14 protein-coding genes are annotated in these 22,293 nt (G+C 50.4%); all 14 read left to right on the top strand.

What is annotated here, in order from left to right:
- The first annotated feature begins 96 nt into the window (after window positions 1-96).
- The 14 genes from Q5741_RS01105 to mglC all read left to right on the top strand — a co-directional run bounded on the left by Q5741_RS01105 (window position 97) and on the right by mglC (window position 22,124).
- Window positions 97-2,835: an S-layer homology domain-containing protein gene (locus Q5741_RS01105; protein WP_305022707.1), complete on the top strand. Its 2,739-nt coding sequence runs from the start codon at window positions 97-99 to the stop codon at window positions 2,833-2,835.
- Between the two features lie 86 nt (window positions 2,836-2,921).
- Complete coding sequence (gene nth, locus Q5741_RS01100) at window positions 2,922-3,623, top strand: endonuclease III (protein WP_305022195.1); 702 nt, start codon at window positions 2,922-2,924, stop codon at window positions 3,621-3,623.
- Between the two features lie 33 nt (window positions 3,624-3,656).
- Window positions 3,657-3,935 carry an NAD/NADP transhydrogenase alpha subunit gene (locus Q5741_RS01095; RefSeq protein ID WP_305022194.1) on the top strand — a complete coding sequence of 93 codons (279 nt, stop codon included), beginning with the start codon at window positions 3,657-3,659 and terminating at the stop codon, window positions 3,933-3,935.
- Between the two features lie 212 nt (window positions 3,936-4,147).
- Window positions 4,148-7,774 carry a dynamin family protein gene (locus Q5741_RS01090; protein ID WP_305022193.1) on the top strand — a complete coding sequence of 1,209 codons (3,627 nt, stop codon included), beginning with the start codon at window positions 4,148-4,150 and terminating at the stop codon, window positions 7,772-7,774.
- 257 nt (window positions 7,775-8,031) lie between these two features.
- A complete protein-coding gene (locus Q5741_RS01085) occupies window positions 8,032-9,804 on the top strand; it encodes an ABC transporter ATP-binding protein (protein ID WP_305022192.1) in 1,773 nt (590 codons plus the stop codon).
- Window positions 9,805-9,869: 65 nt separating this feature from the next.
- Window positions 9,870-11,666, top strand: coding sequence for an ABC transporter ATP-binding protein (locus Q5741_RS01080; RefSeq protein ID WP_305022706.1), 1,797 nt, complete (start codon window positions 9,870-9,872; stop codon window positions 11,664-11,666).
- A gap of 119 nt (window positions 11,667-11,785) precedes the next feature.
- Complete coding sequence (purT, locus tag Q5741_RS01075) at window positions 11,786-12,970, top strand: formate-dependent phosphoribosylglycinamide formyltransferase (protein WP_305022191.1); 1,185 nt, start codon at window positions 11,786-11,788, stop codon at window positions 12,968-12,970.
- Window positions 12,963-13,418: a GNAT family N-acetyltransferase gene (locus Q5741_RS01070; RefSeq protein WP_305022190.1), complete on the top strand. Its 456-nt coding sequence runs from the start codon at window positions 12,963-12,965 to the stop codon at window positions 13,416-13,418. The genes purT and Q5741_RS01070 overlap by 8 nt, the downstream gene beginning before the upstream one ends.
- A 288-nt stretch (window positions 13,419-13,706) precedes the next feature.
- Window positions 13,707-15,368: a response regulator gene (locus Q5741_RS01065; protein WP_305022189.1), complete on the top strand. Its 1,662-nt coding sequence runs from the start codon at window positions 13,707-13,709 to the stop codon at window positions 15,366-15,368.
- Window positions 15,369-15,430: 62 nt separating this feature from the next.
- Window positions 15,431-17,176: a sensor histidine kinase gene (locus tag Q5741_RS01060; RefSeq protein WP_305022705.1), complete on the top strand. Its 1,746-nt coding sequence runs from the start codon at window positions 15,431-15,433 to the stop codon at window positions 17,174-17,176.
- Window positions 17,173-18,147: a substrate-binding domain-containing protein gene (locus tag Q5741_RS01055; RefSeq protein WP_305022188.1), complete on the top strand. Its 975-nt coding sequence runs from the start codon at window positions 17,173-17,175 to the stop codon at window positions 18,145-18,147. Before Q5741_RS01060 ends, Q5741_RS01055 begins: the two co-directional genes overlap by 4 nt.
- A gap of 247 nt (window positions 18,148-18,394) precedes the next feature.
- Window positions 18,395-19,426 (top strand): galactose ABC transporter substrate-binding protein, encoded by a 1,032-nt coding sequence (locus Q5741_RS01050; protein ID WP_305022187.1) that lies wholly within the window; start codon window positions 18,395-18,397, stop codon window positions 19,424-19,426.
- Between the two features lie 147 nt (window positions 19,427-19,573).
- Window positions 19,574-21,082: a sugar ABC transporter ATP-binding protein gene (locus Q5741_RS01045; protein ID WP_305022186.1), complete on the top strand. Its 1,509-nt coding sequence runs from the start codon at window positions 19,574-19,576 to the stop codon at window positions 21,080-21,082.
- 28 nt (window positions 21,083-21,110) lie between these two features.
- Window positions 21,111-22,124, top strand: coding sequence for a galactose/methyl galactoside ABC transporter permease MglC (gene mglC / locus Q5741_RS01040; protein ID WP_305022185.1), 1,014 nt, complete (start codon window positions 21,111-21,113; stop codon window positions 22,122-22,124).
- The last annotated feature ends 169 nt before the right edge of the window (window positions 22,125-22,293 follow it).

Genomic DNA, 22,293 nt, shown 5'->3' with positions numbered 1-22,293 from the left:
GTGCGGCTGGGCACATTGTCTCCTTTCTCTTTTTTAGGGGGCTTTATTTCAGTTAGATCAAATTGAGAGATTAGAATTAGGAGATGAGACTTAGTGATGGAATTCAAACGCGGTCAGGCATTACATTCCAAAGTTGTTGTATCCGCCGTTCTGGCAGGTATGATTACATTGGGGACAGGCACCTCTACATTTGCTGCTGAGACAACAACGGTATCTGCAGCAGCAGCTTCAAGCATCTTTAGTGATGTGAAGACAGGTTACTGGGCTGAGAAGCACATTTACAAGCTGGCCGGACAGGATATCCTCCTTGGCAACAATGGCCTGTTCCGTCCTGGAGATGCAGTAACCCAGCAGGAAGCAATTACAATGGCAATCCGTTTCTTGAACAAAGAAAATCAGTTAAGCAGCGCTTCACCAACTGCGGTTCCTGCTAAAATTCAGGTGAACAACTACTACAAATCCTATGCAGCACTTGCATTTCAATTGAAGCTGCTGGACGCAGCAGAAGAATCCTCCGTTGATGTAGGCAAGGACACATGGGGCAGCAAGAAGGCTACCCGTGAATGGATTGCCAAACTGCTGGTACGTGCTCTAGGGAAAGATGCAGAGGCTAAATCTGCGGCTTCAACAGCAACCGGTTTTGCGGATAACAACAAAATTTCAGCCAATGCCAAAGGCTATGTTAATGTGGCTGTCAGTCTTGACCTGACTAAAGGGGTGGATGGCAATCGTTTTGATCCGCTGGGTCAGGTGACTCGGGCACAGTTGGCAACCTTCTTCAGCCGTGGGGAAGCGCTGACGAATAACGTCTATTCCAATGTAACCGAAGGTTATGTCGTGCAAAATGCAGGCGGCAAGCTGACGTTAAACGTTTCCGGCAGCAAGGTGACTTTTAATGTACCTGCCTCGACGCCGTATTTCAGCAAAACCTCTGAAACACGTGCCGCGGCCGATGACGTCAAGCTTTATTCCAAAGTGTCGGTGATTGGTAAAAACGGGACGGCCTCGTACATAGAAATTGTGGACCCAACCCAGCAGGTGGAGAGCATTCAGGGCAGCTTTCAGCGTTTGGCGTCAGGAAACAAGCTGTGGATGCTGGTCAATGATAACTATGAATCATACACCTATGATAGCGACACGGTGTTCACTGATCAGAACGGAAATGTAATCAAGCCCGAAGCTCTAACCCAGAACAGTCTAATCGAACTGAGCCGTGAAACCTTTACTTCGGATAAAAAGCCTGTATCTGTCACTGTGAAGTCAGGCATTGTTAACAAAAGCGACACGGGTACTGTACAAAGCGTAGATACGGTTAACAAGACGATCACCTTCAAAAGTGCAAGCGGTATAACAGATACTTTCAAGCTGGATGATCTGAGTGTAATCAAGTATCAAAATGAGCTTCTTGCTCTCAGCGAATTAAAGGCTGGAGCTGCGGTTAAATATACGATCAAGAATAGTGTGATTGCCTCCGTTGAAGTCACGCAGGGCGTGGAGCGCACGGTACGCGGAGTGCTGTACAGCATCGGCCAGGACAACAAGACGCTGACTTACCAGAAGGAGGGCGGCGGTCTGGAGGTCAAATTCCTTAGCGATAAGCCTGAGATTGTGGTAACGGGAATGGCATCAGCATCGCTGAGTGATCTGATTGCCGATCCGACCGCAGGAGATTCGCTGCAGCTCACATTGAACGGTCAGGATCAGATTACCAAGGTCGAGGTACTGAACCGTCAATCCAAGCAGCTGAATGGTGTTACGGTCAGCTCCTATGATGCCAAAAACCGTATTCTTACCGTATTGGACAGCAATAAGCAGGCTTTTGCCGTTACACTGAACGACAAAACCAAACTGGATTACAACACACCTTCTCCGACGCTGGCAGGGGTTGAGAAGCTGCTGACCGAAGGCAAAAAGGTGAATTTGACCTTTATCAGCAGCGGCTTCGGCGCTCGTGCACTCTCACTTCAAGTGATGTACAAATACGAAGGCACCATCAGCACGCTGGATAATACCGGAAGAAAGGTAACCCTGCTGCTGGCAGATGGCACTACGGTTACCCTGCCTTATGTCAATCTGTCCCCGGCTGTCGAGTATTACGGCAAAGCAGGCGCCACCATTTCTGATCTCAAATACGGAGACCGGGTGACGGCGATTCTGAGTGATGATCAGAATACGGTTCAGACGCTTCTTGTCCAGAAGGTACAGCAGTTTGAGATTGTATCGGTAGATGCGGCCCTGAACCGGATCCGGGTACAAAGCGGAGGGGTGACGAGTGACATTGATCTGAGCAAAGTGACCCTGACTGGAGACAGCGGCCAGACAATCAAGACTGCAGACTTGGCAGCGAAAGGCCTTGTTAATATTTCTTTCAGCGGAACGACTCCGACATCCCTGCAGAGTGTGAAACTTGTCGTCGGAGAGGTCCTTTCCGTCGATGCGAATGCTAAGGTTTTGATGATTAAAGACTATACAGGCAAAACACAGTCGGTTAACGCGGGAGGCAATGTAACGGTAACCAAGAATGGTGTAACCGGCAGCACAATTGCTTCACTGGCAGCGGGCGACCGTCTAGAGATGCGTAATGACATCGACGGCAGTCTGATTCTGAAGGCACTCACTTCACAAGCCAAACAGTTCTGGACCTACGATGTGACGAATAAGCAGGTGTATGTGAAGCGGGCTTCCACAGCAGACGACAATTACCGTCTTGATCTGGCCCCCAATGTATATATTCATCAAGGTGACACGACTTTAAGCGTGCAATCTTTGAAAGAAAATGATAATATTATTGTATATTTCAACAACAATGTTGTCGTTGAGATTCAAAAACAGTAGTCATGGACACAATGATTATTTAAAGAACGACCGTCTTGATGCGGGTTCCCCGTATCAGGACGTTTTTTTTGTAGGAGGTGAGCCTCATGAATACTGCTACCGTTCGCCATATTCTCGACAGCATAGGAGCCATGTTTCCTGACGCGCACTGTGAATTGAACCACAGCAATGCTTTTGAACTGACCATCGCGGTACTGCTATCGGCCCAATGTACGGATGAGACCGTGAACAAGGTAACCGCTGACTTATTCCAGAAGTATAAGACGCCGGAGGACTACATATCGGTACCGCTTGAGGAACTGGAACAGGACATCCGGCGGATCGGTTTGTACCGTAACAAGGCGAAGCATATTCACAACCTGTGCAGGCTGTTGATAGAACAGTACGGCGGTGAGGTACCGCAGGAGCATGATCGCCTCGTCCAGCTTCCCGGTGTAGGGCGGAAGACGGCAAACGTCGTGGTCTCGAATGCTTTTGGTGTTCCTGCCATTGCCGTGGATACACATGTAGAGCGGGTGTCCAAACGTCTAGGACTTGCAGGCTGGAATGATTCAGTGCTTGAAGTGGAGAAGAAGCTGATGAAGCGAGTGCCGCGTGATGAGTGGACCCTTACGCATCACAGGCTGATTTTTTTTGGCCGATACCACTGCAAAGCCCAGAATCCCCAATGTCAGGTTTGTCCGCTGCTGGATGTATGCAGGGAAGGCAAGAAACGTATGAAAACGTCCCTAATCAGGAAAGATAAGGAACGTGGTGCTGTAACGAAACCGCAGGCAGCTAAGAAATGACGACAAGTATATGAGTAGAAAAGGATGATTGTAATGAAATGCATTTCGGTGTACACAGACAATTTTGAGGCATTCTCTGATATCTTTGAACAGGTTGTAGACAGCGGCTTGACCGAGAATGAGGAACGTGAAGTAGAAGGCATCACAATCAGCCACTCTGGTGATGTCCCTGAACACTACCTGGAGCGTATGTCCCAGAAACCGGATGTCGTAGTGATGAAAGACAAACAAAAAGGCATTACTATTCTTCAGCATGGACAAGTATTTGAAATTCTTATGCCTGTTCTTGAAAGTGTAGCTCAAGAGGCATAAGCAGCCGATTCAGACCAAGACGGCGGGAGAGGATATCTCCTGCCGTCTTTTTTATGTAGAATCGTGCTTTTACTGGCCGATTGTACAATGGTACAATAAAGACTAAATCATTCACGATACGTTGAGGCGCTGCTGGTGGTTCGTGAATGTTCATCGCAGGAAATAACCTGAACAGACGATGGTAATGCCGAAGGAATGGAGTTCGATAGAGAATGCTGAGAACGGTTACATATGAAGAGAGCAAGCCATTAAAAAGCCTGATGGATTACTGGTCGGGTGAGGGGAACGAACTGGCGGCCGGCCGTGCCCGCGATCTGATAAATAAACTCGGTCAGAATGAGTTAACCATTGCCTTCTGTGGTCATTTCTCAGCCGGCAAATCCAGCCTGATTAATTCTTTGTGCAGACGGCAGGTGTTGCCTTCGGGACCAGTTCCCACAAGCGCTAATGTGGTTATGATTCGCGATGGCGAGCCTAGAGCCGTCCTGCATCGCCTCGATGCTGACGAAGGAAAGTTGGAAGCGTCAGCTGCAAGGCCCGCAGATGCAGTCGAAGTAAATCCTGCCGAGTTAGGTGAATACTGCCGAAATGGTGACGAATACCGTTCCATTGAGGTATGGGAAGATATCCCGCTCCTGCAGGGCGGGGCTGCTCTACTGGATACCCCCGGGGTAGACTCTACGGATTCGGGACATGCTCTGGCTACCGATTCGGCGCTGCATCTGGCGGATGTCGTCTTTTATGTCATGGACTACAACCATGTACAATCTGAGAATAACCTGTCTTTTGCGAAAAGGTTGTCTGACTGGGGTAAGCCTTTGTATCTGATCGTCAACCAGATTGACAAGCATCGGAGCCGGGAACTGTCTTTTACTGAGTACCGCCGAGGTGTTGAAGCTGTTTTTGCTGCGTGGCAGGTCAACTATGCAGATCTGATCTTTACCTCCGTGCTGCATCCCGAGCATGAGCTGAGCCAATGGAATCAGCTGGAGCACCTGATCGCCGGTCTCATACAGAACAAGGTTTCTCTGATCGAGCACAGCATTATTTCTTCCCTTCATCATCTCGGTGAACAGCACCTGAAGGACAGGCAGTCTGATGTGCAGGAAGAGATGGAGGCCCTGCTGGCTGAAGCCGGAGGGGAAGGAGGAATGCAGCAGCTGCAGACCGGACTGGATACGCTGACAGATCAGGAACAGTCTCTGAAGACACAAGCTGAACGGGCGCTTTCGGAGTTTCGGAAAGAGCTGGACAGCCTGCTTGCGAACGCTAATATTACGCCTGCCCAGCTGCGCGATGCTGCCGGTTCGTACCTGGAATCCCGCAAGCCGGGCTTCAAGGCAGGCTTTCTCTTTGCTGGAAATAAAACGGAACAGGAGCGAGCACGACGGTTAGAGCTGCTTGTCTCCATGCTGCGGGGCCAGGTCGAAGGACAGGTGGACTTTCACGTTCGTTCCCTGCTGAGGGAGCTTGGCGAGCGTTACCGTCTATGGTCTGCCGAATGGGAATCCCGGTTGACTTCCGAACTGCCTGAAACGGATGCCGCCCTTGTGGCAGGTTTGGTGCGTGAAGGGGCTATTTCTCCGGAGTATACGCTTCAGTACAGCAAGGATCTGCGCGCTGAGATCACCGCGCGCTATCGCAGGGCGGCCCTGGCGTTGGCCGCCGCCCTCCTGGACGGCCTGACTGCGCGGAACATGTCCGCGCTCGAAGCCGTCCAGGCCGAGCGCGCCGCGCTGCTGGCGCGCAGCACAGCCGCGGCCCGCTATGCGGAGCTGCAGCAGCAAGCGCAGCAGCGGGCCGCGGCCCAGGCGGCGCTGCTGCCGCCGCGCCGCCCGCTGACCTCCGGCGTCCTGCCGGAGGTCGACGCTCTGGTGCCCGCGGCACAGCCAGTGGGCACCGAACCCGCGACGCGTACGCCTGCCATGCAGGCACCGCACGCGGAGACACGGCCGGCCGGTGGCGGACGGCGCCGCCGGCTGGAACGCGCAGCGGCGCGGTTGGAGGCCGCAGCTGCGCTGGTGGAGCCGTACGCCGGCATGGGCTCGGCGGTACGGAGCCTGCGCGCCCGCGCGAAGGACCTTGCGGGCGGCCGGTTCACGCTGGCGCTGTTCGGAGCCTTCAGTGCCGGGAAATCATCGTTCGCCAATGCCCTTCTGGGCGAACCGGTCCTGCCTGTATCGCCGCATCCGACGACGGCGGCCATTAACCGCATTCTGGCCCCGGAAGAGGGCAGGGCCCATGGCACCGCCGTTGTCACCATGAAGACCAGGGAGGCCTTTGAGGAAGACCTGCGCCATGCATTTCAGCTGCTGGGCCTGGGAGCTCCAAGAGAGAATTGGCGGGAGATGGCGACAGAGCTGTCACCGCAGGGTATCCATCCGGCGGGAAGACCTCAGTACAGCTTCATTCGGGCAGCGGCAGCCGGCTGGCATACTGCCGAGGAGCATCTGGGCGAACGAATACAAGTAAATATGGAGGAGTATCGTTCCTTTGTTGCCGATGAGCAAAAATCATGTTTTGTCAGCAGCATTGACCTGCATTACAGCTGTGAACTTACAGAGCAGGGCATCGTGATCGTGGATACACCCGGGGCTGACTCGGTTAACGCACGGCATACCGGAGTTACCTTCGAATACATGAAGAATGCGGATGCCCTGATCTTTGTTACTTATTACAATCACGCTTTCTCCCAAGGGGATCGCCAGTTTCTGATGCAGCTGGGCCGTGTGAAAGATACCTTGGCACTGAACAATATGTTCTTTATCATTAACGCATCAGATCTCGCTTCCTCGGATCAGGAGCTGGGACAGGTGCAGGAGCATGTGGCTCAGCAGCTCAAGATTAACGGCATTTCACTTCCGCGGCTGTATCCGCTGTCCAGTCTGCAGGCGATGGAAGCCAAGGAGACCGGGAACAGCGCGGGATTGGCTCAGTCCGGTTTCCTAAGATTTGAAGAAGCTTTTACGGCATTCGCTGGAGATCAGCTTCCTGCTTTATCCGAACAGTCGGTGGAAGAGGAGCTGCGGAGGCTGACCGCCAGGGTATCGAGAATGGTGATGGAAGCAGAGGCCGATGAAGAGGTAAGGACAAGTCGGCTGGCTTCCATGGAACAGCAGATGAAAGGGGCTAAGTACAAATGTATCAGGCTGGAGCAGCTTGATAAAACGGCGGAGCTGGCGCAGGAGACGGGAGAGCTGCTCTACCATGTCAGACAGCGGGTCTTTTTCCGGCTGGGCAGCCTGATGGCGGAAGCTTTCCATTCCTCGGTACTCCGGGAAGGGACGGATTTGAAACGCGGATTTATGGCCTGCGGCCGTGAACTGATGCGCATGCTGTCACTCGATCTGAATCAGGAGCTGCTGGCATTGACGCTGAACCTGGAGCAGACCGCGAAAAAGCTGCTGCGGAAGGAAGTAAGTACGGTGTTGGAAGAAGTGGCGGGCGAGCTCCCGGATTTTGAACCGGCACTGCCGGATATGAAGATGACTTGGCCGACACCGCCGATGGCCGAGTTGAATCTGCAGGACCAGCTGGATTGGGGAAGTTATTGGAGGATGTTCAAGAATCCGCGTTCCTTCTTCGAAGGAGGCGGACGCAGCGGGCTGCAGCAGGCTTTGGAGCCTAAGCTGAGAGAAGCTGTAGAACAGGCGGTCACACCGTACCAGCAGCAAATAACGAATTATTACTCACAGCATTTACTTGACAGCGGGCGCTTTCAGGCAGACCAGCTGCGGGAACAGCTGGGTGAGCTGGAAGGCAGTCTCCGAGAGTTGTGGCAGCAGACCGGGGCAGCGTCGGATTGGCAGCAGCTGCTGTCCAGGCTCGAAACCCGCTAGCCTGTTAAGTATAAATTCATCCATTTGATATCACCAGCACCGATTTGAGGCAGCTGGTGATTTTTTTATCCTTTGTTATAGCATGGAAGAGGAATTGGGATGATTTGACCGTTATCTGCGGATTATCCTTCTATATTCGTGACTCAGTCCGGTTGAACTGGGAATATGGCGAGTAATTCTCTTTGCCGCTGTGAAAGGTCGGTGATAAACTTCATAAATGTCACACATTTCTGCGACAGAGACAGAGGAGGAAAATTATGGAGGTTCTCAGGCAGCTGCAGGGATACTTCTGGACAAAACGATTGTATTTATTTTTGTCCATCTTGTGCCTTGCCATCGCGACTGCGCTCGGGCTCATCTATCCGAACCTTTTGAGGTATTTGATCGATGACGTGATCACGCCCCGAAATTTTGAAGGCGTTCCCATACTTGCCATGAGTGTGTTAGGCGTAGTTATTGTTAAGTCTTTTATGCAGTTTTTGCACGGTTTTTTTGGCGGAAGGCTCGGTAATTATCTGGCTTACCGGCTCCGGAATGCCTGCTATGAGAAGCTGCAGTTTTTGTCCTTCCGCTATTACGATACGGCCAAGACCGGAGACCTGATGTCCCGGCTTACCGGCGATCTGGAAGCCATCCGTAACTTTATCGGTTTCGGCTTTGCCCAGCTGCTCAATGTGATTCTGATGGTCGTGTTCGGGGCGATCATGATGCTGTCGATCAACTGGCAGTTGACCCTGATTACCTTAATCAGTATGCCGCTTCTGGCCTTTATCGCCCTCCGGTTTGAATCCCAGATTCACCCGGCATTTCAGGAAATGCGCCTAGCCCTCAGTTCACTGACGACAGCCGTTCAGGAGAACATCACAGGGGTGCGTACGGTTAAGTCCTTTGCAAGAGAGCCCTATGAAGTTGAGAAGTTCTCTACCCGTAATGAACGTTATAAGACCAATCAGATTTTTGCTTCAACACTGTGGAGCCGTTTTTTTCCCGTTATGGAGCTGCTCGCATCGATCAGTATTGTACTGCTGCTGGGAGTAGGGGGATATTTGGTTATCCAGAAGTCTCTTTCCCTCGGTGAATTGGTTGCATTCTTTAGTTTGATCTGGTACATAATCGGACCTATGTGGAGCATTGGCTTTCATATCAATAACTACACCCAGTCCAAAGCCTCAGGAGAACGTGTGCTTGAGCTGTTGAATCAGCCTGTTGAAGTGCTGGATCGGGAACGGGCTGTAGAACTGGATTCGCAGAGGGTAGAAGGGCATGTGACTTTTGACGGAGTTACATTTGCCTATGGCAATAAGCTTCCTGCTGTGGTGGACATTAATCTGGATGCGCCTCCCGGTACGGTTATTGGTTTTCTGGGCGGTACCGGTTCAGGCAAGTCCACAATCATTCAGCTTTTAATGCGGGCCTACGATGTGAACACCGGAAGCATTAAGCTGGATGGCAAGGATATTAGGGATATCCAGATTCGAAGTCTGCGCGGTCAAATCTCATCGGTTTTCCAGGAAACGTTCCTATTCTCCTCCACGATACGCAACAATATATCCTATGGCCTGACCCATGTCAGTATGGAAGATGTGATCCGTGTCTCCAAGCTGGCTAAAGCCCACGATTTCATCATGGAGCTGCCGGACGGTTATGACACGGTTGTTGGCGAGCGCGGTATGGGCCTGTCGGGTGGACAGAAGCAGCGGATCGCCATTGCGCGGGCACTTCTCAAAAATCCGAAAATTCTTGTCCTCGACGATGCAACGAGTGCGGTGGATATGGAAACCGAACATGAGATTCAATCCGGATTCCAGGAAGTGATGAGAGGGAGAACCACCTTCATTATTGCCCATCGAATTTCTTCCCTGCGCCATGCGGATGAGATTCTGGTCATGAATGAAGGAAGGGTTGTCCAACGAGGCAAGCATGAACAATTGATTGCTATTCCTGGCCCATATCAGGATGTCTACCACATTCAGTATGCTGATCATATTGCACGTCTCAAAGACACAGCCGGAGAGCAGGTGAAACAGTGAGTCAGATTCCTTTGCAGAACAAGAAGCCCGGTAGGCCTGGAGCACAGCCGGACCCACAGGAGCCGATGAACGAGCGTTTTATATATAAAGATGATGAAGTGATCGACCAGCCTTTCAACTGGTCGCAGTTCAAGCGTTTGTTTGCATACATGAAACCTTACGCTAAACAGATTATTCCATTGATTGTTCTGATGATGATACTGGGTACGATCACTAAGCTGACGGTACCTTACCTGATCAGTCTGGCGATAGACAAAGCAATCGCACCTAAAGCGCCGGCCGTGCCAAGCTTGAATCTCCTGTTTCTGATTACGGGTGCTGTGCTTGTTCTTTATTTGATTCAATGGGCTTCGAATGCCTATCGGATCAAGTTCACCAACATTATCGGACAGCGCGTAATCTATGACCTTCGTGCTGATCTGTTTAAACACATTCAGAAGCTGTCTTTTAACTTTTTTGACAAGAGGCCTGCAGGCTCCGTCATGGTACGGATCACGAACGATATTAACTCCCTGCAGGATTTATTTACCAACGGTGCCGTCAACGTTTTGATTGACTGTGTGCAGCTGGTCGGAATTATTGTCATCCTGCTGCTGATTAACTGGAAGCTGGGGCTGGCCGTGATTTTGACTGTACCGCTGATGTTTGTAATTTCAACCAAGCTGCGGGTGAAGATTCGCCGTGCCTGGCAGGATGTACGGGCGAAAAACTCACGGATCAACTCTCATCTGAATGAATCGATTCAGGGCATCCGTGTGACACAGGCGTATACCCAGGAGCAGGAGAATATGAGATTCTTCGACCGCATGAACATGAGCAGCAAAAAATCATGGGATAAAGCTTCAGCCATGAACCAGGGCTTTGGTCCCATGATTGACATCACAGGCGGATTAGGGTCACTGATCCTGTTCTGGTATGGTGCCTATCTGATTCAATCGGGAGAGATCACTATCGGTATTTTGGTCGCCTTCGCGAACTATGTAGGAAACTTCTGGGATCCGATCAATCGTTTGGGTCAGATGTATAACCAGCTGCTTGTAGCCATGGCCTCCTCAGAGCGAATTTTCGAGTTTATGGATGAGGAGCCGAGTATTGCGGACAAACCGGGGGCAAAAACGCTGCCGAAGATTAAAGGCGACATCAAGCTGGAGAATGTGGTTTTCGAATATGAAAAGGGCCGTCCCGCCCTCAAAGGAATTAGTCTGGATGTTCATGCAGGTCAGTCGATTGCGCTGGTCGGTCATACGGGTTCCGGCAAGAGTACCATTATCAATCTGTTAAGCCGCTTTTACGATATCACCTCAGGCAGACTGACCGTGGATGGATACAACATTCAGGATGTCAAGGTGGAGAGCCTGCGCAGCCAGATCGGTATTGTCCTCCAGGATACGTTCATCTTCTCGGGCACGATCCGGGACAATATCCGGTTCGGACGTCTTGATGCGACGGATGAAGAGGTAGAGCAGGCGGCCAAGGCGGTAGATGCCCACGAGTTCATTATGAAACTGCCAGGGGGATACGAGACGGAAGTGGAAGAACGCGGAAGTGCATTGTCTATGGGCCAGCGTCAGCTGCTGTCGTTCGCGCGGGCGCTGCTGGCTGATCCGCGGATTCTGATTCTTGATGAAGCGACGGCAAGTATTGATACAGAGACCGAGCTGAAGATTCAGGAGGCTTTGAAAGTCCTTCTGAAAGGAAGAACATCCTTCATGGTAGCTCACCGGCTCTCTACCATTCGACATGCCGACAATATCATCGTTCTGGATCATGGGGAAATCAAAGAAACAGGAAACCATAACCAGCTCATGCAGAAACAAGGAATCTATCATGGCCTGATCGAGGCACAGTTCAAATTTTTGTAATAGAATCGTAAAAAATCGCGATTTTTGTAAAGGAAAATACCGGAGCACTCTTGCAATCTGGCTCACAAACCCCGAAAATAAGAGGTAGATAGCTATATCTTAAGGGGGATGGGAACAAGATGTGGGGTGCTCCTTTGTCTTCCGGCTCTGTAAAAATGATGCTGCTCGGCAGCGGCGAACTTGGTAAAGAGGTCGTTATTGAAGCACAGCGTCTGGGAGTCGAGACGATTGCGGTGGATCGTTATGACCACGCGCCCGCCATGCAGGTAGCCCATCGTTCATACACCATAGATATGCTGAATGATGAGGCTTTGAAGCAGTTGATTCGACAGGAACAGCCGGATTTCGTCGTTCCTGAGATTGAAGCGATTGCAACACCTGCTCTTGAAGAGCTGGAGAGAGAAGGATTTACTGTAGTGCCTACCGCAAGGGCGGCGCGCCTGACGATGGATCGGGAAGGAATCCGGCGGCTTGCTGCTGAGACCTTGGATCTTCCGACAGCGGAATACCGTTTTGCAGACAGTCTTGATGAATTAACTGTCGCAGTTCATGAGCTTGGTACACCCTGTGTAATCAAGCCGTTAATGAGCTCCTCGGGCAAAGGCCAAAGCGTCTGTCGAACGGATGCTGATGTGAGTGCCTGCTGGCATGCCGCACTGGAAGGTGCGAGAGGCAAATCTACACGGGTTATCGCAGAGAAGTTTGTTCCATTTGAAAGTGAAATTACCCTGCTGACTGTCCGTTCTGTGAACGGAACCGTTTTCTGTCCGCCTATCGGGCACATTCAGAAGGACGGTGATTATGTTGAATCCTGGCAGCCGCACCCTATGAGCGAGCAGCAGCTGATGGAAGCTCAGCGGATTGCCAAGACGATCACTGACGAGTTGGGCGGTTACGGAGTTTTTGGTGTTGAATTATTTTTGACATCAGACGGTGTGGTATTCAGTGAAGTTTCGCCGAGACCTCACGACACAGGCATGGTTACGATGGTAACCCAGGATCTGTCCGAATTCGCACTTCATGTGCGCGCCATTCTGGGTCTGCCGATTGAAGACGTTCACCTGATGGCACCTGGCGCTTCAGCAACATTAAAATCAATGATTGAGTGTGATGCGTTCGTTATTAAAGGTATGGAAGAAGCATTATCTCTTCCACGAACTGTGATTCGTGTGTTTGGCAAGCCGGAGAGTAAGGTGAATCGCCGGATGGCGGTCGCCCTCAGTCATGCTGAGAATGTAGAACATGCGCGTGAATTGGCAGTAAAAGCTGCACAAATGCTTAAAGTGGAGGGTTCCCATGTCTAACAATGTTTATGCTCCGTCATTCACGATTCGTCCAAGCTGTCTTCAGGACTGCGAGGCAATCACTAGTCTTCTTCGTGAAGTAAGTTATCCGACAACGTTTAATGTCATGAAGGAGCGGATGCAAGGGATTGAGGCGGAAAATCATTCCATCATGCTCGTTGCAGAGCTCGAAGAGAAGGTCGTCGGCTTTATCTCGCTGCAGCGGGTACAGAGCAAGGCTTACCCTGATCCTGCCGCGCAGATTACCATGCTCGTTGTCTCCCGGGATCATCGTTATGAAGGAATCGGCAAGAGACTGGTTGAACGAGGCGAACAGTGGGGACGTGAGCAAGAAGGTGTCCAGCTGTTCATTACAGGTGCCAACCGCGAGCGTCATGCAGAAGCACATGCTTTTTATGAACGCATCGGCTTTGACAAAAAAGGCTATCGGCTGAGCAAAAAAATATAAAATCTTTTTTTACATAGACAAGCTCTGTTCTGCGCTCCAGCGCAGGATCAGGGCTTATTTGTTATCTTTTCTTTTCCCATCCATTTCATGAATCTGAAGGTTTACTTTGCTTAGAAAGTAATATAAAATACCGTAGGAAATGTGTAATCGCTTTCAAATAAGTGTTTCCATTATAGCATGATCTGTGATTGATCAGTGTGTCATATATCATGGTATCGGTCCTTTTTCCTAACAACCATGTTACGGATTGGCGAGGACAACAAATGCCTAAGCAAGAGGGATGAACGTATGTATAAATTGATTCTGGTGGATGACGAACAGGATGTCCGTGAAGGTCTGGCTGAACAAATCGATTGGGCTGGATACGGTTTTGAAATTACGGCTATTGCCGAAAATGGCAGGGAAGCCGTCGAATTGATTGAACGATATAATCCGGATATTGTTGTAACCGATATTCAGATGCCGTTTATGAACGGCCTTCAGCTCGCGGAGTGGATTCGCAATGAGGCGCCAATGACACGCATTATTATCTTGACTGGCTTTGACGAGTTTGAGTATGCCCAGAAAGCGGTTAAACTGCATATTGATGAATATGTCCTGAAGCCTTTCTCTTCACAGGAGCTGATCGACAGTTTGCTGAAGGTGAGATACCTGATCGAACGGGAAGCGGCTGAGAAAAAAGACGTTGAGCTGCTTCGGGGACATTATAAGGAGAGCCTGCCTGTTCTGCGGGAGCTTTTTTTATCTTCGCTGGTGGAACGCCGGCTGCCGGAAGACGAGATTAGAGCCAAAAGCCGAGGTTATGAATTGCTTATGGAAGACAGCCGGTGGGCAGCTTCCTTTATAATGCAGGATACGGCTTATTCTGCTTCTGTACTGCCATCCGCTTCATCCGAGTGTCAACCTCCTACGAATTCTTTGCAGCACGAGAGTAACACGCAGCTCCAGCGGTTTGCCATTCGCAATATTGCAGAGGATCTGTTAAACAGCCGGAGCATCCAGGGCAAGGTGTTTTTTTATCAGAATGGCGTGGTCGTCCTTCTTCCCGGAGAGGAAGGCGAGCCTGTAGCAGCAGCCGGGCAGGGACAAATGCTTGAGGAGATCCGCAGATCGATTGAAATCTATCTTAAATTTACGGTTACCATCGGGGTTGGGAGTATCGTTGAAAGTCTGCAGCATCTGTACCATTCGTTTGCACAGGCGAAACAGGCACTTGATTATCGTATGATTCTAGGCAGCAACAGGATTATCTACATCAATGATGTGGAGAGCCGGCAGCCGGATACGCTGCAGTTTGACGAGGAGAAGGCCCAGGCTTTGACCCGTTCCCTTAAGGTTGGCAGCCGCGATGAGGTCGAGAATCTGGTGAACCTCCTGCTCCCTGAGGAACAGCCCCTTCAGGTATCTGTTGAGGACTACCGCGTGTACTGGCTGGAAATGTTCACCGTTCTGCTCAAAGTCATCCGGGAAACCGGGCTGAGCCACGAAGAGGTATTTGGTGATTCCACACATCCCCTATTAGAAATTAACCGCTTTACGAATATCCAGGAAGCCAAGCGCTGGTTCGAGATCATCTGCAGCCGGATCACCGGATGTATTGCCAATGACCGTCAATTCGGTTACCGTCGCCTAGTAGAGGACGCCAAAACCTATATTCATCAGCATTATGCTGATAATGACATGTCCATTACAGTGCTGTGCAACCATCTTCATATCAGTGCGGGTTATTTCAGTTCGATCTTCAAAAAAGAGACTAAAATGACCTTTGTCTCCTATCTGATGCAGCTGCGTATGGATACAGCCAAGGAGCTGCTGAGCAGCAGTGACCTGAAAGCCTTCGAGATCGCGGAACAAGTCGGCTTTGCTGACCCGAACTATTTCAGCTTCTGCTTCCGCAAGACGTTCGGCATGACACCGAAAGAATACCGCAGCCGGGTTAGAGGGGGATAAGCTGAACGATGGACAGAACCTGGTGGACCCAGATTCGCAGCAGGGCAGCCTCAATTGCCGAGATGTTTAACTTCCGCAGCATTCAGTTTATTATCACGGTTTCTTTTACACTGGTTACCGTAATCGTTGTCCTGATCTTCAGTTTTCTCCTTTACAACAAATTCGCCCATACAGCTGAAGACAACGCCGCTCTGAATATCGAGCAGATCGTAAGCCAGGTCAATTACAACCTGGAAAATTATGCGGACAGCACGATGAGTATCGTACAGGTTATTCAGGACGGCGTAACCGGAGCCGGGGATATTGCTGATAACAAGCTGAAACAGCAGCTGCAGTCCGTATTGGGCACACGAGAGGATCTGGTCTCCGCAGCGGTGTTTACATTAAAAGGTCAAATGGAGCTAGGTATTCCCGCCCAGCCGATGCTGAATAATTCCAGGCTGACACAGCAGAGCTGGTTCGAGTCGGCCCTGGCCCAGCCTGGTAAAATGCTGTTCTCTCCGCCCCATATTCAAAATCTGTTCAAGGGCCAGTACAAATGGGTTGTATCTATTAGCAGGCAGATTGAGTATGTCTCTCATGGTGTCAAGCAGAAAGGTATTCTGCTCGTCGACGTCAATTTCCGGACGATCGATGATTTATCCAAACGGGTCAGTCTGGGCAAAAGAGGATATGTCTATATTCTTGATCCTCAGGGCAATCTGGTCTACCATCCGCAGCAGCAGCTGATCTATGCCGGATTGAAGTATGAGAATATTGAGCCTGTCCTTGGCTACGCTTATGGCAGCTATACGGATTATTCAACAGGCGAAGCGCGATTAATTACTGTGAAGACGGTAAATCCGATCGGCTGGAAGACCGTCGGGGTTGCTTACAAGGATGAAATGGTGACCACCAAGCGGGACTTGAGCCATTTTGTCATCTGGTCGTTAGTTATTGCCAGTCTGTTCGTGGTCATTCTCTCATTCATCGTGTCTGCTGCCATCACGCGTCCGATTCGCAGACTCGAGAAATCAGTCAGCCGGGTGGAGCTGGGGTATCTGGATACCCCCATCGATGTCAAAGGAGCCTATGAAGTGGAACGTCTATCCGGCCGCTTCAATGATATGCTGCAGCATATCCGGCAGCTGATGGACCAGATCATTGAGGAACAGGAAGCGAAACGCAAGGGAGAACTGGATGTGCTGCAGGCACAGATTAATCCTCACTTTCTGTACAACACCTTAAATTCGGTCATCCGTCTGGCGGAGCGGGGAATGAATGAAGAGGTTATTACTGCGATTACTTCTTTGTCCAAATTCTTCCGGATCAGCCTGAGCAAAGGGAAAAATATTATTTCCCTGGAGGAAGAACTGGAGCATGTCCGGCATTACCTGATTATTCAGAAAATACGCTATAAAGACCGCTTTGATTATGAGATTCAGGCGGATGATGAAATTAGAGATTGCCTGACGCTGAAGCTGATCCTTCAGCCTATTGTAGAGAATGCGATCGTTCATGGCATTGAACCCATGGCAGACCGTGGCTTTATCTTGATTCGGGCAAGCCTGCAGAACGGATTGATTGTACTGCGTATTGCTGATAACGGACTGGGCATGTCGGAAAGCACGCTTGCGCGTATGCTGACCGGACAGATGCAGAGTGACCACGGTTCCGGTGTCGGTGTCAATAATGTACATGAGCGGATCCGCCTTTATTTTGGCGAAGGGTACGGACTTGACTTTGAGAGCGAACTGGAGGAGGGAACGACGGTAACCATAACGTTCCCGGCCGTGCGCGAGCACTTGGGGGAGGGGAAACCGAGATGATAAGTAAAGGCGTTCGCCTAATCGTTGGTGTGCTATTGCTGTGCTTGTGCGGTTCCTGTTCCCCGGCCTCTTCATCCATGCTGGTGACCGCTGGTGCTCCATTGAATGTAGACATGATTGTCAAAATGAAGGGCGGGGAGTATTGGAATACGATCCGTATGGGAGCCGAAGTTGCCGCCAAGGAATTTAATGTTCATCTGACGATCAAGGGGCCGCAGAGCGAGAATGATATTAAAGGCCAGATTCGATTGATGGATGAATCCATTCAGCAAAAAAAGGACGCTATTATCCTCTCTGCAAGTGACTACATGCAGCTGGCCCAGGTGACGGACCGAGCAGATTATTATCATATCCCCGTCATCTCGATGGATGCCGAGGTCGCTTCGGCCAAGCCATTGTCCTACATCGGAGCGAACAATTACGAGTCCGGTCAGCTAGGTGCGGAACGGCTGGTCCAGCTGACAGGCAAAAGCGGCGAAATTGCTATCATTAACTTTGTCAAGGGGGCACGCAATGCGGATCAGCGCCTTGAAGGCATGCTGGATTATATTGCAAGGTATCCTCAGCTGAAAGTGGTGGACATTCAATACTGCGGCTCCGACGAAGAACTGGCTTATCGGGAAGCTATGCAAATGCTGAAGCTTCATCCCCAGCTCAAAGGAATTGCTGCCTTGAATGCGGTTGCGGCTGTCGGGGCAGGGCGGGCCATTGAAGATACCCCGGATGCCAACGTGAAGGTCGTAACGTTCGACAGTCTGCCGGATGTTATGGAGATGCTGCAGGAAGGCACCGTTCAGGCGACGGTGATTCAGAACCCGTTCAGCAACGGGTATCTGGCGGTCAAGAATGCGGTTGAGGCTGCAAGAGGCATTCAGATTCCGGAACGGGTTGATACAGGAACCAAACTGATTGACAGGAGCAATATGTTCTGGCCGGAAAACCAGAAGCAGATGTTTCCTTTTGTTAAATAGCCCGAATCATGATTTATGAACGCTGCTCCCGAGGCTGTATGTCAGCTTAAGGAGCGGTTTTTTTATGGAGCTCAGGAGGGCCACGAAGAAAATCATCAGCTGATGAGGATTTTTATAGTTTGCATTAGAATTTTGCATTCAACAAGCAAGCTTTTTCAGAGATAATGAAAGCGCAAACAATACAACACAGAGATAAAGCTGTACAACACAGCCCATAGCAAGGATCATATCGAGGAGGTCTTGAGGAATGAAGAAGACAGCAGCAGTAATTTTGGCAGGATTGATGGCAGGCAGCGCATTGGCGGGGTGCTCCAATTCCAGTAAAAGCGGAAGCGGCAGTTCGGATCTGCCGGAGGTAGGTGCGGCCATCTACAAATTCGATGATACGTTCATGTCCGGCGTGCGCAGTTCCATCGACAAATACGCTAAGGATAAAGTGAAAGTGGATATTGTCGACAGCCAAAACTCACAGCCAACGCAGAACGATAAGGTTGACCTGTTTATCACTAAGAAGAAAAAAGCACTGATAGTGAATCCGGTAGACCGTACAGCTGCTGGCGTTATTATTGATAAAGCCAAAGCGGCAAGCGTTCCGGTTGTGTTCCTGAACCGCGAGCCTCTGCCTGAAGATATGAAGAAATGGGATAAAGTCTACTACGTAGGCGCCAAAGCGGAAGAGTCCGGTACGATGGAAGGCCAGATTGTGGCCGACTACTTCAAAGCTCATCCGGAAGCGGACAAAAATAAAGACGGTGTGCTGCAATACGTTATGCTGAAGGGTGAGCCGGGCCACCAGGATGCCGAGCTGCGCACCCAGTATTCCATCCAGGCGATCCAGGATGCAGGCATTAAGGTAGAGAAGCTGGCAGAAGATACAGCAATGTGGGACCGCGTTAAGGGCCAGGAAAAAATGGCTGCCTTCCTCGGTGCCAATGGTGACAAAATTGAAGCCGTTCTTGCGAATAACGATGACATGGCTCTTGGTGCAGTAGAAGCACTGAAAGCTGCCGGATACTTCAAAGGCGACAAGTTTATGCCGGTTGTAGGCGTCGATGCAACACAGCCTGCACTGCAGGCGCTGCAGGATGGAACCCTGCTCGGAACGGTGCTGAATGATGCAGACAGTCAAGGTAAAGCTTCCGTTAATCTTGCAGCTGTATTGGCAAAAGGTGAAACACCTTCCAAAGACAACGTAGGTTTTGACATCAGCGACAATCAATACGTGTGGATCTCCTACAAGAAAATTACCAAAGACAATATTAACGACGCGAAGAACTAAGTCTGGAACCTGTATTGGATGAGTGAAAAAGGTGAATGGGGCGGATGACGGCAGCTGCTGTTATCCGCACTCTTTACAGAGAGAGAAACGGAAGGGATTGCCGAATACAGGCGCCTCTCCAGATGAATCGAACAGGAGGCGTGGCTCATGGCTCATGACTATGTGCTTGAAATGAACGATATTACCAAGGAGTTTCCGGGCGTTAAGGCCCTGGATGGACTAACGCTTCAGGTAAGACCGGGTACCGTGCATGCCCTGATGGGTGAGAACGGAGCTGGTAAATCCACATTGATGAAATGCCTTTTCGGCATTTATCATCCGGACAGCGGCGAAATCCTGCTGGATGGAGTAAAAGCCGCGATCAATACCTCCAAAGATGCGATGAATTACGGTATTTCAATGATTCACCAGGAGCTGCACCCGATTCCTTACCGCAGTGTCATGGAGAATATCTGGTTAGGACGTTTTCCGACGAAGGGCTTCGGACCTTTCCAGTTTGTGGATCACAAAAAAATGTACGATGATACCCAAGCTCTGTTCAAAGAGCTGGATATTGATCTGGACCCGGAGATAAACGTCGGCAAATTGTCGGTATCCAAGGTTCAGTCCATTGAAATTGCCAAAGCCGTTTCGTTCCAGTCTCGAGTCATTGTGATGGACGAACCAACTTCCTCGCTTACAGGTGTCGAAGTTCAGCATTTGTTCCGGATTATCCGTGACCTGAAGAAGCGGGGCGTAGCGATCATCTATATATCGCACAAGATGGAAGAAATTTTGCAGATTTCAGATGATGTCACCATTATGCGGGACGGCCGCAAGATTGGCACCTGGCCCGCTGCTGAGCTGACAACCGATATGATTATTTCCAAAATGGTAGGACGCGACCTGACCTCCCGTTTTCCAGAAATGGACCATGTGCCGGGTGAAGTTGTGCTGAAGGCTACCGGTTTGACCTCCCCGCTGCCCAAGTCATTCAAAAATGTATCCTTTGAACTGCGGCGCGGTGAAGTACTTGGCGTTGGCGGCCTGGTGGGTGCGCAGCGAACCGAGGTTATTGAGGCATTGTTCGGCCTTCGTTCGCTGGAGTCTGGCACGATTGAGATGAACGGCAAGAAGGTCAATATCCGTCATCCTCAGGATGCGAAGAAGCTAGGGATTGCACTTCTGACGGAAGAGCGGCGGACGACAGGGATTTTCCCGGTGCTGCCGGTGCATGAGAACGCCGCCATCGCGAACCTGGACCGTTATACGACACCGTATATGCTGCTTAATGAGAAACGCAAGCGTAGTGAGTCTGATGAGATGGTCATGAAGCTGCGGACGAAGACACCTAACACCAAAGCATTAATCATGAATTTGTCAGGCGGTAATCAGCAGAAGGTGCTGCTCGCACGCTGGCTGCTGACCGGACCGGACATTCTGCTGCTGGATGAACCGACCCGCGGCATTGACGTGGGTGCCAAATTCGAGATTTATTCGATCATTGCCGATCTGGCGAAGCAGGGGAAGAGCATTATTATGATCTCGTCCGAAATGCCTGAGCTGCTCGGGATGTCAGATCGGATCATGGTCATGTCAGAAGGCCGGATGACCGGTATTCTCGACCGTGAAGATGCCTCCGAAGAACAAATCATGAAGCTGGCCGCCCAGCATTAGGCAGGAACGAAAGGGGAAGTTATTCATTATGAAAGCCAGAGCAAATCAAATTCAGGGCATGCTGTCCCAATATGCGATTTATGTCGTACTCCTTGTCCTTATTATCGGTATTTCCATTTATGATCCCAATTTTGTTGAGATCAGTACGCTGCGTGATGTCCTGATCCAGTCCTCGACCCGCATCATTATTGCACTGGGAATGGCATTTATCCTGATTACCGCAGGAACAGACCTCTCCGCAGGCCGGATCGTTGGTTTATCGGCCGTAATTTCAGCTTCCATGCTGCAGGTGTCCGATTATCCGCGCAAATTTTTCCCAGACCTGCCTGAGCTGAACGTGCTGATTCCTATCATCGTGGCTGTCCTGATCGGCTTGATCTGCGGTCTCCTGAACGGCTGGGTCGTTGCCAAATTGAACGTTCCGCCTTTTATCGCTACCCTGGGCACGATGGTTATCGTGTATGGTCTGAACTCGCTGTATTTTGATATGGAGCCTAACGTGTCCCAACCGATCGGCGGTCTGCGTTCTGACTTTACGAATATCGGTTCCGGCTTTATTGGCAGCGGACAATATTCTATCCCTTACATCGTCATCATTGCGATCATTGTTGCAGCCATTGTGTGGGTAGTCTTCAATAAGACAAAGCTGGGCAAAAACATGTATGCCATTGGCGGCAACATTCAGGCTGCCAAAGTGTCCGGTATCAACGTATCCAAAAACCTGATCTGGATCTATGCCATCGCCGGTGCGCTGTATGGTCTGGCTGGTGTACTGGAAGCCGCTCGTACGGGCGGAGCAACAAATAACTACGGTAATATGTATGAGCTTGATGCGATCGCAGCATGCGTAGTCGGCGGTGTATCCACCTCCGGAGGAATCGGCACCGTTCCAGGCGTTCTGGTCGGGGTATTCATTTTCACGATTATCAACTATGGTCTGACCTTCATCGGCGTTAGTCCTTACTGGCAGCTGATTATCAAAGGTATTATCATCGTGACTGCAATTGCAATCGATATGCGCAAGTACTCTACTAAGAAGTAACATAAAAAATAACTTAACAAGATTTAGCCTGGAAGACCGCAGTAATTGCGGTCTTTTTTGGTGTAGGAGTACAAGTAGATTCCATCATTTGGAGGATGGAAAGGTGTTTCAGCCATGTTATACTGCTAGAGAAAGAGATGACAAAATTGTAACGATTAGAGGAGATGAC

This window comes from Paenibacillus lacisoli (genome assembly GCF_030580655.1).
In the GTDB taxonomy this organism is placed as follows: Bacteria; Bacillota; Bacilli; order Paenibacillales; family Paenibacillaceae; genus Paenibacillus; species Paenibacillus lacisoli.
This window is presented reverse-complemented; position numbering and strand designations above follow the sequence as displayed.

Bases quoted from the DNA above. Each gene is read 5' to 3' on its own strand.
- purT (WP_305022191.1), top strand. From the start codon at position 11,786: ATGTGGGGTGCTCCTTTGTCTTCCGGCTCTGTAAAAATGATGCTGCTC.
- Q5741_RS01070 (WP_305022190.1), top strand. From the start codon at position 12,963: ATGTCTAACAATGTTTATGCTCCGTCATTCACGATTCGTCCAAGCTGT.
- Q5741_RS01065 (WP_305022189.1), top strand. From the start codon at position 13,707: ATGTATAAATTGATTCTGGTGGATGACGAACAGGATGTCCGTGAAGGT.
- Q5741_RS01050 (WP_305022187.1), top strand. From the start codon at position 18,395: ATGAAGAAGACAGCAGCAGTAATTTTGGCAGGATTGATGGCAGGCAGC.
- nth (WP_305022195.1), top strand. From the start codon at position 2,922: ATGAATACTGCTACCGTTCGCCATATTCTCGACAGCATAGGAGCCATG.
- Q5741_RS01095 (WP_305022194.1), top strand. From the start codon at position 3,657: ATGAAATGCATTTCGGTGTACACAGACAATTTTGAGGCATTCTCTGAT.
- mglC (WP_305022185.1), top strand. From the start codon at position 21,111: ATGAAAGCCAGAGCAAATCAAATTCAGGGCATGCTGTCCCAATATGCG.
- Q5741_RS01060 (WP_305022705.1), top strand. From the start codon at position 15,431: ATGTTTAACTTCCGCAGCATTCAGTTTATTATCACGGTTTCTTTTACA.
- Q5741_RS01105 (WP_305022707.1), top strand. From the start codon at position 97: ATGGAATTCAAACGCGGTCAGGCATTACATTCCAAAGTTGTTGTATCC.
- Q5741_RS01045 (WP_305022186.1), top strand. From the start codon at position 19,574: ATGGCTCATGACTATGTGCTTGAAATGAACGATATTACCAAGGAGTTT.
- Q5741_RS01090 (WP_305022193.1), top strand. From the start codon at position 4,148: ATGCTGAGAACGGTTACATATGAAGAGAGCAAGCCATTAAAAAGCCTG.
- Q5741_RS01085 (WP_305022192.1), top strand. From the start codon at position 8,032: ATGGAGGTTCTCAGGCAGCTGCAGGGATACTTCTGGACAAAACGATTG.
- Q5741_RS01055 (WP_305022188.1), top strand. From the start codon at position 17,173: ATGATAAGTAAAGGCGTTCGCCTAATCGTTGGTGTGCTATTGCTGTGC.
- Q5741_RS01080 (WP_305022706.1), top strand. From the start codon at position 9,870: ATGAACGAGCGTTTTATATATAAAGATGATGAAGTGATCGACCAGCCT.